Annotated in this window: 13 protein-coding genes; 3 read left to right on the top strand and 10 right to left on the bottom strand. The window is 42.0% G+C overall.

The features are described from left to right. Nucleotides 1-5: 5 nt before the first annotated feature. Genes ACOYVE_RS14395 through ACOYVE_RS14370 form a run of 6 tightly spaced genes read right to left on the bottom strand, consistent with a single transcriptional unit; the run spans nt 6 to nt 5,562 of the window. Nucleotides 6-719: a tetratricopeptide repeat protein gene (locus ACOYVE_RS14395; RefSeq protein ID WP_014855075.1), complete on the bottom strand. Its 714-nt coding sequence runs from the start codon at nt 717-719 to the stop codon at nt 6-8. Then, nucleotides 716-1,759, bottom strand: coding sequence for a VWA domain-containing protein (locus ACOYVE_RS14390; RefSeq protein WP_422882517.1), 1,044 nt, complete (start codon nt 1,757-1,759; stop codon nt 716-718). The genes ACOYVE_RS14395 and ACOYVE_RS14390 overlap by 4 nt, the downstream gene beginning before the upstream one ends. A gap of 2 nt (nt 1,760-1,761) precedes the next feature. Then, nucleotides 1,762-2,757 (bottom strand): vWA domain-containing protein, encoded by a 996-nt coding sequence (locus tag ACOYVE_RS14385; RefSeq protein WP_422882516.1) that lies wholly within the window; start codon nt 2,755-2,757, stop codon nt 1,762-1,764. Continuing rightward, a complete protein-coding gene (locus tag ACOYVE_RS14380) occupies nt 2,750-3,694 on the bottom strand; it encodes a hypothetical protein (RefSeq protein WP_014855078.1) in 945 nt (314 codons plus the stop codon). The genes ACOYVE_RS14385 and ACOYVE_RS14380 overlap by 8 nt, the downstream gene beginning before the upstream one ends. Next, a complete protein-coding gene (locus ACOYVE_RS14375; protein ID WP_422882515.1) occupies nt 3,688-4,563 on the bottom strand; it encodes a DUF58 domain-containing protein in 876 nt (291 codons plus the stop codon). The genes ACOYVE_RS14380 and ACOYVE_RS14375 overlap by 7 nt, the downstream gene beginning before the upstream one ends. A gap of 15 nt (nt 4,564-4,578) precedes the next feature. Further along, a complete protein-coding gene (locus ACOYVE_RS14370; RefSeq protein ID WP_014855080.1) occupies nt 4,579-5,562 on the bottom strand; it encodes an AAA family ATPase in 984 nt (327 codons plus the stop codon). A 179-nt stretch (nt 5,563-5,741) separates the two neighbouring features. On the opposite strand from ACOYVE_RS14370, the gene ACOYVE_RS14365 reads away from it, so the two are divergent. Both ACOYVE_RS14365 and ACOYVE_RS14360 read left to right on the top strand, forming a co-directional pair. Next, on the top strand, nt 5,742-6,401 hold the full coding sequence (locus ACOYVE_RS14365; RefSeq protein ID WP_422882513.1) for a class II aldolase/adducin family protein: 660 nt from the start codon (nt 5,742-5,744) through the stop codon (nt 6,399-6,401). Between the two features lie 39 nt (nt 6,402-6,440). Beyond that, on the top strand, nt 6,441-7,961 hold the full coding sequence (locus ACOYVE_RS14360) for an AbgT family transporter (protein WP_422882512.1): 1,521 nt from the start codon (nt 6,441-6,443) through the stop codon (nt 7,959-7,961). Nucleotides 7,962-7,964: 3 nt separating this feature from the next. On the opposite strand, the gene ACOYVE_RS14355 is transcribed toward ACOYVE_RS14360, so the two are convergent. Together ACOYVE_RS14355 and ACOYVE_RS14350 are read right to left on the bottom strand one after the other, a co-directional pair. Beyond that, entirely contained in the window at nt 7,965-8,483 is a 519-nt protein-coding gene (locus ACOYVE_RS14355; protein ID WP_422882510.1) for a lipocalin family protein, read from the bottom strand. Nucleotides 8,484-8,508: 25 nt separating this feature from the next. Beyond that, nucleotides 8,509-9,483 carry a DUF1028 domain-containing protein gene (locus ACOYVE_RS14350; RefSeq protein ID WP_422882508.1) on the bottom strand — a complete coding sequence of 325 codons (975 nt, stop codon included), beginning with the start codon at nt 9,481-9,483 and terminating at the stop codon, nt 8,509-8,511. Nucleotides 9,484-9,607: 124 nt separating this feature from the next. On the opposite strand from ACOYVE_RS14350, the gene ACOYVE_RS14345 reads away from it, so the two are divergent. Then, nucleotides 9,608-10,291 carry an FKBP-type peptidyl-prolyl cis-trans isomerase gene (locus ACOYVE_RS14345; protein WP_422882506.1) on the top strand — a complete coding sequence of 228 codons (684 nt, stop codon included), beginning with the start codon at nt 9,608-9,610 and terminating at the stop codon, nt 10,289-10,291. A gap of 32 nt (nt 10,292-10,323) precedes the next feature. Here ACOYVE_RS14345 and trxB read toward each other — a convergent pair whose 3' ends face one another. Both trxB and queG read right to left on the bottom strand, forming a co-directional pair. Then, nucleotides 10,324-11,274 carry a thioredoxin-disulfide reductase gene (gene trxB / locus ACOYVE_RS14340; RefSeq protein WP_014855086.1) on the bottom strand — a complete coding sequence of 317 codons (951 nt, stop codon included), beginning with the start codon at nt 11,272-11,274 and terminating at the stop codon, nt 10,324-10,326. Between the two features lie 40 nt (nt 11,275-11,314). Beyond that, nucleotides 11,315-12,247, bottom strand: coding sequence for a tRNA epoxyqueuosine(34) reductase QueG (queG, locus tag ACOYVE_RS14335; protein WP_422882505.1), 933 nt, complete (start codon nt 12,245-12,247; stop codon nt 11,315-11,317). Nucleotides 12,248-12,263: the final 16 nt, after the last annotated feature.

Raw genomic sequence — 12,263 nt, 5'->3', positions numbered from 1 at the left:
TTGAATTACCAATCTTTTTCCGTTTTGACGGGTTTGCCTTGCATCTTCCGTAATTTCTTCTGAAGTTCTTTTTCGTTGTCTTTTAACGCTTCGAGAATCCTTTGCGCTTCTTCTTTCGAAATCTGATTTTTCTGTTGCTGCTGTCGTTGTTGTTGCTGATTTTGCCGATCGTTCTTATTCCGATTATTGTCTTTGTTCTGATTTTTGTTGTCGTCTTGATTTTTGTCGTTGTCTTGATTTTGATCTTTGTTCCGGTCTTTATTTTGATCTTTATTCTGATTCTGATTCTGCTGCTGTTTCAATTTATTCAAAGCATAAGAAAGATTATACTTCGTTTCGAGATCGTCGGGATTAAGTTTAAGAGCATTTTTGTACGCTTCTACGCTTTCTTTATATTTTTCCTGTTTCAATAATGAGTTGCCGATATTGTGGAATATTTTTGCTTTCCTAAAATTATCGTCCGTAAACGAGAGAGCGTTTTTGAAAGATTGAATAGCTTCGTCGTATCTTCCCTGCTTATAATACGCGTCGCCCAGATTGAAATGACCTTCGAACAAATCATTTCTTTTATCGAGGCTTTTCTTAAAATTCACTTCCGCTTCGGCATATTTGCCTTCTTTATAGAGCTCCGCGCCTTCATTAATCAGACTTCTTACGCTCTGCGCCGATAGCGCGCCGTAAAATAAGAATACGATCGACAGCAATAATATTTTCTTCATTCCGAAACCTCTCTCATATTTACAATTTTAGCGGCGATTCGGGACTTATTGTAAGAAATCAGGAAATCGATCAACAGTAGAATAATTGCTGGCGCAAGGAAATAATAAAAACGGTCTTCATAATCGGTAATTCTTTTGGCGCCGTATTCGGTAGCTTCTATTTTTGCCAGGTCGTTATAAATAGCTTCCAGTTCGTCTTCGGTATTCGTTCCGTGATAGTATTTGCCCCCCGTTTCTGCGGCAATTTTTTTCAAAATTTCGTCGTTGAGTCGCGTTAATACTATTTCGCCGTTGGCGTCTTTTTTATATCCGACACGGACGCCCGACTGATTATAAACCGGAATAGGAACGCCCGAAGCTGACCCGAGACCGATAGAATAAATCACCACATCCTTATCTTTGGCTTTTTCAATCGAAGCGTCTATATCGCCTTCGTGGTCTTCGCCGTCCGTAATAAGGATTATTGCTTTTTGTGTGGGATCGTCGTATTTGAATGAATTCAACGCAAGGTCTATAGCCGCAGCGATTGCAGTTCCCTGTTGCGGAACAGAATTGACGTCGACGGCGTTCAAAAACAGATTTGCCGCATTGTAATCCGTCGTAAGGGGAAATTGAATATAAGCTCTCCCTGCAAAAACAATCAAACCCAGTCGGTCGCCTTGAAGCCGTCTAATCAGTTTGGATATTTCGTATTTGGCTTTTTCGAGGCGGTTCGGTTTTATATCTTCCGCCTGCATACTTTTTGACACGTCGAGCAAAATATAAACATCGAAGCCGACCTGTTTAACTTCTTCCACTTTTGTTCCCACCTGCGGATTTGCCAGCGCAATCATCAGAAAGAAGATTGACGTCAAAAAGATTCCAAACTTAAGATGCTTTTTCAGACCGCTGTATGCCGGCATTAAAACCGTATGCAAAATCGTATCGCTGAATTGCCCGATAAGTTTCGTCTGTCTTTTATGAAGATATAAATAGAGCGCTATCAACAGCGGTATCAATAACAGTCCGTATAAAAATTCGATATGTTCAAAACGAATCATATTCAAGGCAACTTTCTTAAATAAAATTTTTCCAGAGAAAATTCCGTCAGCAATAAAATCAAACCGCCCAATGCCCAGAAGAAAAACAATTCTTTTGCATGACGGTAAGAAGTCACTTCAACTTTGGTTTTTTCGAGTTTATCAATTTCCTCGTAGATTTCGGCAAGTTTACGATTGCTGGTGGCGCGGAAATATTTCCCGCCCGTAATTTCGGAAATCTGTTTAAGCAAATTTTCATCGATTTCTACCGGCACCATTTGACGTCTTATACCGAAGGGCGTTTGAAAAGGATAAGGCGCCTGTCCCAGCGAACCGACTCCGACAGTGTAAATTCTTATGCCGAACTTTTGAGCTATTTGCGCCGCCGTCACCGGATCAATCTCGCCTGCATTATTAACACCGTCCGTCAATAAAACCATGACTTTACTTTTCGCATTGCTGTCTTTGAGTCTGTTAACTCCATTGGCAATGGCGTTTCCGATAGCCGTCCCGTCCTGAATCATACCGCTTTTGATCTCAGCCAGAAGATTCCGCAATACGTTGTAATCGATCGTAAGCGGACATTGAGTAAAACTTTCCCCCGCAAAAATAACAAGACCGATTCTGTCGTTCGTTCTTCCTCTTATGAAATCTCCGATAACGTTCTTAGCGGCTTCGAGACGGTTGGGCTTGAAATCCTCCGCCAGCATACTACCGGAAACGTCGAGCACAATTGCAATATCGATTCCTTCCGTATAAATATTTTCTCCGCTCGAAAATGTTTGAGGACGAGCAAACGCAACTATCAATGCCCCGATGCCTAGCAGCCTCAACAAAGCCGGCAGGTGAACCAATCTTTCCTTAATGCCCCTCGGTACGTCGCCAAAGAGCTTCAATGAAGAAAAGAGAATCGAGGGAGAATAATTATCGCGCCTTTTCCAATAGGAATAAAAAAGCAAAGGCAGCAACAGCAGCAAATATAAAATCCATTGATTCGCGAATTCAATATCCTTAAACATTTTCTTCAGCCTCGACTTCCTTTTGGGGTATATAAGCGGTTCGCTCGACAATTTCGTAAGCTTGCTTCATCATTTCTTCATTTACTTCCGGAAGCGGTTCGAATTTTGCAAACTTAACCAAATCCGCATTGCTGAAAAATCTTTCCGCCGTATCGACTATCTTTCCGCCGTCATCGTTTTTCTTGAGTTCGTCTATAATTTCGGAGGACGTTTGTTCAAGAGCGTTAAATCCGAATCTCTCTTCAAAATATTGTCTGATTATTTCCGTTATTTCGCTGTGATAATCTTTTATTAATCCCTGCTGCCATAATTTCTTTGCTTCGAGTTCCTTGAGGGACGCAAGCGCTTTTTCGTGCGGCGGTATTTTGACCGTCTCGACTTTTTCTTCAGTCATACCTTTTTTCTTTTTCCAGTAACGATAGACAATATAAGCCAATGCCAGAACAACCAAAACGACTAAGATTATCAATAAAATCATTACCCAGTCGAGAGGTATTGTTACCGGAGATTTTACGTCCCGGATATCCTTTTCCGGGTCTATCTTTAAGGAATGAACATTAACGACTAAACTGTCAACCGCCGCGAATCCCGTATCTTTGCCTGCGACATATTTTATTCGGAATGAGGGAATCGTTACGCGCGCCGAATCGTAGTAAGAAAACAGATAGCCGCGCTTTTCGATAATTTTATTGTCGACTTTATTAATTGCCGCGCTTAGCGTGTCGATAAATTCGAGGTTTTTCAATGAATCTTTAACCGAAGGCATCAATATTTTGATATCCGGCGAATGAATAATTTCCAGTTGATATTTAATATAGTCGCCGATTTTATAGTCGGAAGTATCGGTAGTCGCTCTAACCGAGACTTGTTGAGCATCTGTTCCGTGCGCAAATAAAATCAGAAAAAGGAGAATGCTTAAATAGGCGCTTTTTACCATCTTTTTTCCCGCATCTTGAAAAATTCCACTAACGGTTTAACATAAGTTTGACTCGTATCTATTTCTACGGAATCGATTCCTCCGGATATAAATATCGACTTTCTGTACTCGTTTAATCTTCTAATGGTTTCTGCATAATTTACTTCGAAATCTCGGCCGTTCGTATCGACGTATCTTATATCGCCGGTTTCGGAATCGTGGAATTTAATCAGTCCGAATCCATTCAGTTCTCTTTCCCTTCTGTCGTTAAGAACAATACCTACGAGGTCGTGTTTTTTACCTACGATTCTAAGCATTTTATCATAGCCTTCGTCCAGAAAATCGGAAATCAAAAAAACAATGGCTCTCTTTTTGACTGCGTGATTCAGATATTCGAGCGCTTGTTTGATATTTGTTCTGTTGCCCTGAGGTTCGAAAGAGAGCACTTCCCGGATCAATCTGAGCGAATGAGTTTTCCCTTTTTTGGGAGGAATAAATTTTTCAATTTGATCGGTAAACAAAATCAACCCGACTTTGTCGTTGTTTTTAAGCGCCGAGAAAGCCAGGATTGCGCTCAGTTCAGCCGCTATTCTTTGTTTGTTTTTTTCTCCGCTTCCGAAAAGCAGAGAGCCGCTCATATCCACCATCAAAATTACCGTCAGTTCCCGCTCCTCTTCAAAAACTTTTACGTACGGGTGTCCGAAACGCGCAGTCACGTTCCAATCGATATTTCTGATATCGTCGCCTATCTGATATTCACGCACTTCGGCAAATTCCATTCCTCTGCCTTTAAATACCGAATGGTATTCGCCGGAGAACAATTCGTTGACGAGTCCTCGAGTGCGTATTTCGATATGTCTTACTTGCTTGATTAAATCTTTGGCAATCATTCTCGAATCCGGATATTAAGGCACTTCCACTCTGTTAAGTATTGTCTGAATTATCTTTTCGGAGGTAATTTCTTCGGCTTCGGCTTCGTATGTTACGGCAATTCTGTGTCTCAGTACGTCGTAACAAATCGAACGGACGTCTTCGGGGATAACGTATCCTCTCCTCCTTATGAAAGCCATAGCTCTTGCGCCGAGAGCAAGATTGATAGTTGCTCTAGGCGAAGCTCCGTAACTTATCAAATCGGAAAGTTCGTCCAGTCCGTAGTCTTTCGGGTTTCTCGTAGCAAAAACAATATCGAGTATATATTTTTCGACTTTTTCGTCCATATAAACTTCGTTCACAAGGCTGCGCGCTCGCAGTATATCATCCGGATTAATTACCTGTTTAACCTCGGGCAGGCTTTGCGTAGAATTCAGTTTCATTATTTTTAGTTCTTCTTCCCTGGTGGGATACGTTATTTTAACTTTCAGCATAAAACGGTCGACCTGCGCTTCGGGCAGCGGGTATGTGCCTTCCTGTTCAATCGGATTTTGAGTAGCCAAAACGAGAAACGGTTCGTCGAGTTTGAATGTAGTATCGCCGATTGTAACCTGGCGTTCCTGCATCGCCTCCAGCAATGCGCTTTGAACTTTTGCTGGAGCTCTGTTTATTTCGTCTGCAAGAATAAAATTGGAAAATACCGGCCCTTTTTTAATTGTAAAGTTGCCGTCTTTTTGGTTGTAAATTAAAGTACCTATTAAGTCGGCGGGCAATAAATCCGGCGTGAACTGAATCCTTTGAAATTTGGCTTTCATCGAAGACGCGAGCGTTTTGATGGCGAGTGTTTTTGCCAGCCCCGGAACGCCTTCCAAGAGCACATGCCCGTTGCCCAACAATCCGATAACCAGCCGTTCGAGCATATATTTTTGACCGACAATCACTTTGCCGATCTCATTAAACAAAATGTCAATGAACTCGCTTTCACGCCTGATTTTTTCATTTAATGCCGAAATGTCCAATTTACCACCTCTATATTTTTTAAAATCGTTTGGTTTTACAAAACTTGCATATAAAAGTTTCTGTAAATTTTACGGAATGTAAATATAACAATATTCGAAAAGAGACGTGCAATTCGATTATGATAGTTAGAATTGCCCGGATTTATTAAATTGAAGTGCAACAAAAAAAAAGGCTCGGCATGAAAAAGATAATATTACTCTTTCTTATTTTAATATTCGGATGTACGGCGCAATCAGATATCGAATATAAGGAATATAAAGACCAATTGATCGAAACAGCCAAAAGGTGCTACGATCGCCAACTTTTCTGGGGCTCGGGAGGCGATATAAGCGTAAAGATTCCCGGCGCCGGCAAGTTTATCGTCAAATCGACAGGCTATTCGCTCGGATCTCTCGATTATGATAGAGTTACTACAATGACTTTCGATAATGAAGTGATTGAAGGAAAGACGCCATCGCACGAGGCTCCCATACACGGCAACATATATAAAATAAGAAAAGACGTTGGGGCTATACTTCATATGCACGCTCCTTATTCGACGGCATGGGCGACAGCGGGCATGAAAGTTCCGCCAGTAACTCAACAGTCCGTTAAATTGCTTTCGAAATGCGGAATAGTTAAATACCATCCGGTCGGCTCAAATGAACTTATCGAAGAAATAACCGATTTATATAAAGACACAAGAATAAAAGTAGTTTTTATGGAGAATCACGGCGTATTTGTAGTTGGCAAAGATCTGGAGGAACTGCTCAATAATGCGGAACTTGTTGAGAACACGGCTCGCATAGCTTATTTATTAAAGACGATTGGCACACCCAAAGAATTCAAATTCGAGTGAATTTCCATCCATAAATCAATATGAAACGAAAGAGAGAATATGAAAAAAAATACTTCGAATAAATATATAGATAAATTTTTGTCGATTGTGGAAAATGTAGGCAATCGCCTGCCTCATCCCACAACATTATTTGCTCTTTTTGCGCTATCCGTGGTAATATTGTCTTGGCTGGTCAGCCGATTCGAATTTTCGGTAGTCCACCCCGGGACGGGCGAAATTATAACTCCGGTAAATCTCCTTTCGGTAGAAGGGATTCATCGAATAATCTTAAATATGATTACCAATTTTACCTCTTTTGCCCCGCTCGGAACCGTATTGGTTGCGCTGCTCGGAATTGCGGTTGCCGAACACAGCGGTTTGATAGGCACGGTATTAAGATACCTCGTTTTGAAATCGCCGCCCAAACTTTTAACATTCGTAATTGTTTTTTCGGGTATACTGTCCAATACCGCAAGTGAAATAGGCTACGTGCTTCTTGTCCCATTATCGGCAATAATTTTTCTTGCCGCCGGGCGTCATCCGATAGCGGGACTGGCAGCCGCTTTTGCGGGAGTCTCGGGAGGTTATAGCGCAAATCTTCTACTCGGCACAATCGACCCTCTTCTTGCCGGACTTACTCAGGAAGCGGCGCACATAATCGACAAATCGTATGAAGTAAACGCCGCGGCAAATTATTATTTCATGTTTGTTTCGACATTTTTTATTGCAGCCGCCGGAACGTGGGTTACGGAAAAAATAGTGGAACCGAGATTGGGTAAGTATTCCGGGAACGTGGAAGCGGAGGAAATCAAACCTCTGGACAAAGCGGAAAAAAGAGGATTGAAGTTTACCGCATATGCAGTATTACTTTTTACTGCAATTATTCTGATCGGAATTTTACCGGAAGACGGTTTTCTAAGAGAAATAAATACCGGCAGTATTCTTAAATCTCCGTTTCTGAAAGGAATTGTTGCGTTCATATTTATGGGAGGACTGATATCCGGTATAGCATACGGAATAGGAGCCCGCACAATTAAAAACGACAGCGATGTTGTAAAGGGCATGAATAAATCGATGGAGACACTTGGTTCTTATATCGTTCTGGTTTTCTTTGCCGCTCAATTCGTTGCATTTTTCAATTGGACGAATTTAGGATTGATCGTAGCGGTCGAAGGAGCTAATTTTCTAAAAGCTTCCGGCTTGGGTCCCATTCCACTGTTGATAGCGTTTATAATTATTTCGGCAATAATTAATTTATTCATCGGAAGCGCCTCGGCTAAGTGGGCTGTAATGGCCCCGGTTTTCGTACCGATGTTTATGCTTTTGGGATATACGCCCGAACTGGTTCAGGCGGCTTACAGGGTCGGCGACAGCATAACCAACATCATATCCCCGATGATGTCCTACTTTGCTCTCATTATTGCATTCGTGGGGAAATACGATTCGAAAGCAGGAATAGGCACACTGATTGCAACGATGCTGCCGTATACTTTTACGTTTTTCATTATATGGGTAATATTATTTATTATCTGGTTCATACTCGGCATTCCAGTCGGTCCCGGAGCGCAAATGTTTCTCTGATATTTATTGATTGCCGAATTCGAAGTCCTCGGGATTATAACCGTTTTGTTTGAGTATAGAAAATATTCGGTCGAGGGCTTCGCTATTCAGTTCCGGCGTTCGGCTCAATATCCAACCGTATTTTCTCGACGGCGTTCCAACAACCGCCCATTGATAATATTCGTCCAATCCGATTATCCAGTAATCGCCCCACACGGGACGCCATCCCAGAATACTGAAAAAACTTACTTCCAATTTGGAATTCGTTTTTTTATCGACAACGCGCGCTACGCCTTCGGCTTTATCCGTCTCTCCGTCTTCTTCGACGCAGGAGTTTACAACTTTAATTTCCCCGCTCTCCGTAAGCGTATAGTTAGCTGTTGTTCCCTTTATGCAATGATCCTGGAACTTGTTTGGTATTTTTGCTATTTCGTACCAAAGTCCCGCATATTTGTTTATGTCTACATAATCGACTGTTTTAATTTCGTTGTTTTGTGCGAATAATAATCCCGCAACGAGAAATAATAACGAAAAAAATTTCATATACGCCTCTCATAATTTTAATAATTTATAAATTCATTATCAGCTTCAAATTTTCATCCGTAACTTTCAACAAACCGCTGGGTACGAGTCTCGGAGTGAGCGTTTTCCAATTTTTATCTTTATCGAACACCTCTTTGAAAAGTTTAAGGGCGTCTTCGATCCTGTCGTTATTAGCGAGCGTAACAGCCGTCCAATATTTCATTTCAAGATTATCGGGAAACATATCCATTGCCGCCGAGTATTCTTTCATTGCGGTTTCCATGTCGTTTTTCTCGACTGCCAGGTCGCCGTTATTCATGTGTTCATACGCCCTGTGCACTTTAAGCAGTCTTTTTATTTCTTTTATCGGCTCGGGATGATCGTCAACTCTCAAGTCGACCAATTTATCGAGCCATATTTTACCGGTCGGTTTGCCTGAGAAGACCAACAAAGCCGCAGATTGTTTGCCTCTGATATCGCCTCCGGCATTTTCGGCGGCTTCCAGAGCCGCTACCATTCTCTCGGCCAGAGGACCTTCGGAATTTTCAAACGCTTTCGACATTGCGCCCCAGATTTTGTCGTTCGACATTAAATTAGCCTGAACCGAATAGCCTTTCCCTACAATATGTCCGGCCGGTTGAATGCAGTTCTTTCCAGTAAAAGCGGCAACATTTCCCTTGGCGTCGAGAATAGCCAATTGTCTGTATTCCCTTCCTTCGTCGTCGCTCAAAAGTTTATCCACGGCTTCTCCGGGTGTGAGTCCTTCTTTCAGGAGTTCCAATCCCCGCGGACCGAAAGAAACGTTTACGAACGATTGAGTCGCAACTACTCCTACTCCCGCCTCGCCCCAACATACGACTGATCCTACCGAAAACCAGTGCGATTGAACCGCCACCCCGATTTCGCCCGTAGTCGAGTCGTAAGCGACAATTGAATACGTGTGAGCGAAAGGATTATTGCCGTAAAATGATTGAGCCGTCAAAGCGAACGGAATCAACAACAATAATATAATCTTCTTCATTGCTTTGTCTCCCGATTGATATATTAAAAATAAAGGAATGAAAGAGATTAGTCAATTGATTTGCTATTCATGGCGACAGGATATATTTTCAACAATCACAATTTATAAATTTACGGGAGTACAAATGAAATTAACCGGAATAATCGCATTGCTGTTATTATCGGCAGGAATAATATCGGCACAGCAGGAATCCATTCTGAAGACGGCGGAAGATTCGATCAGCTACAGCGTGGGTCAAAGTATCGGAAAGAATATCAGCGATCCTCAATTAAAAATTAACTACGAAGTTCTTTTTCAGGGCTTGAAAGACCAGTCGGAAGGGAAATCGCTTTTGACCGACAGCCAGATTCAAACAATGATGATCCGACTGAATCAGAAACTGATTGCCATGCGCAACGCTAAGATTGACGAACAGAAAGTAAAGAATAAAAAAGAGGCGGAAGAATTTCTCGCCGAAAACAAGAATAAAGAAGGCGTGGTTACTCTACCGAGCGGATTGCAGTATAAAGTATTAGTAAAAGGCGACGGACCTTCGCCGAAAGAAAACAGCGTTGTAAGAGTTCACTACAAAGGAACGACAATCGACGGCAAAGTTTTCGACAGTTCGTACGACAGAGGCGAACCCGCCGAATTCGAACTCGACAGAGTTATCAAAGGCTGGACCGAAGCATTGCAACTGATGCACGTGGGCGACAAATGGATGCTTTATATACCTCCGGAATTGGGTTACGGCGAAGCCGGAGCCGGCGAAGTTATTGAGCCGAATTCTTTGCTAATTTTTGAAGTCGAACTGCTGGACGTAAAATAAAAAAAGGGAGGCAACGCCTCCCTTTCTCTTTTTTAAGCCAATTCTTTTTCTTCCAACCAATGTTGAGCGTCGAGAGCAGCCATACATCCGGTGCCTGCCGCAGTAATAGCCTGTCTGTATTTTTTATCGGCTACGTCGCCCGCGGCAAAGACCCCTTCCACGCTCGTGTGAGTGCTGCCGGGTTTGGTAATGATATATCCGGTTTCATCCATTTCGAGCTGACCTTTGAAAAGAGATGTATTCGGTTGATGTCCGATTGCTATAAAAATACCGTCGGCTTGAATTTCCGTTGTCGAACCGTCTTTGGTATTTTCCAGAATAGCGCCCGTAACGGACTTTCTTCCGTCTTCTTCTTTACCCAATATTTCTTTAATCACCGCATTGGTAATGAATTTTATTTTGGGATTTTTGCGCGCTCTTTCGAGCATGATTTTCGAAGCTCTGAACTCGTCTCTTCTGTGAATAATCGTTACTTCTGAAGCAAACTTTGTCAAATAAGTTGCTTCTTCCATCGCCGTATCGCCGCCTCCGACTACCAGCACTTTCAAATCTTTGAAAAAGAACCCGTCGCACGTAGCGCACGCAGATACTCCGTATCCCATATACTTCTTTTCGCTTTCGATGCCGAGCAACTTTGCAGAAGCGCCGGTTGCAATGATAACGGAATCGGCAGTGTGACTTTCGTTCTCGGATTTAATTACAAAAGGACGTTTCGAAAAATCGACCTCGGTGACGTTTTTGAATACACATTTGGCTCCGAATTTGCACGCTTGTTTTCTCATAATATCCATCAATTCGGGGCCCTGGATTCCGTTTTCGAAACCGGGATAATTTTCCACTTCAGTTGTAATCGTAAGCTGTCCGCCCGGTTGCATTCCTTCGAAAACAATCGGTTCCAAATTGGCTCTGCCTGTATATAATGCGGCTGTCAATCCAGCGGGTCCCGAACCGATTACTATTACTTTGTGATGATTTTCGTTCATAATATCTCCCGTATTTTAATTTCATTAGATGTAAATATATTCAATTCGATTCAGAATCGATCAGGAATTGAGCGTTTCGTTTCAATCCCTTCAGTTTCGATCTTTTAATCGGGCTTACGTTAAATTTTTCTTTGAACTCTTCTTCGGTCATGTTCATAATATCTTCCAATAAATATTCTTTTGATGCAGCCGGTTTGAAGGCTTCTTCATTTGCGGGCATTGAAAATTTCTTATTCCAAGGGCATACGTCCTGGCAAACGTCGCACCCGAAGAGCCAATTGTCGAATTTACCTTTAAATTCCCCCGGAATTTCGCCTTTGTTTTCAATTGTTAAATACGAAATGCATTTGTTCGAATCGACTACGAAATCCTCGACAATAGCACTCGTGGGGCAGGCGTCGATACAAGCCCGGCAAGCGCCGCATAATTCGTTCGCGGGTTCGGAATATTCAAATTCTCTATTATTTATCAAAGTAGCTATAAAAAACCAGCTGCCCATATTTCTGTTAATTATATTCGAATGTTTTCCCATCCAGCCGATGCCCGATTTAATCGCCCAGACTTTATCCATAACCGGACCGGTATCAACATAAGATTTCGCGACAAAACCTTCGTCCAATTTTTTCAGTTCTTCTTCGAGCAATTCAAGTTTGTCCCAAACTATCAGATGATAATCTTTGCCCCAGGCGTATCTGGAAATTTTTCCGTGTCCCGGCAGATTGGAATGTTTTTCGTTAATATAATAATTCAAACCCAGACTTATAATCGATTTTGCTTCGGGGAAAATATTCTTAACATCGCACCTTTTGTCGATGTTTTTTTCCATGTATTTCATGCCGGCGTGATATTTTCGATCGAGCCACCGATTTAATCTTTCCGTTTCCTCTTGCAATGTTTGGTACGGAGCAAAGCCGATTAAATCGAAGCCGATTTCCCTCGCCTTTTCGATTACGATTTCGTTCGTAAGTTTCATATTTGATCAAAAAAAA

This window comes from Melioribacter sp. (genome assembly GCF_049325435.1).
GTDB lineage: Bacteria > Bacteroidota > Ignavibacteria > Ignavibacteriales > Melioribacteraceae > Melioribacter > Melioribacter roseus.
Note: the sequence above shows the minus strand (reverse complement) of the source record. Positions and strands in the feature narration are given on the sequence as shown.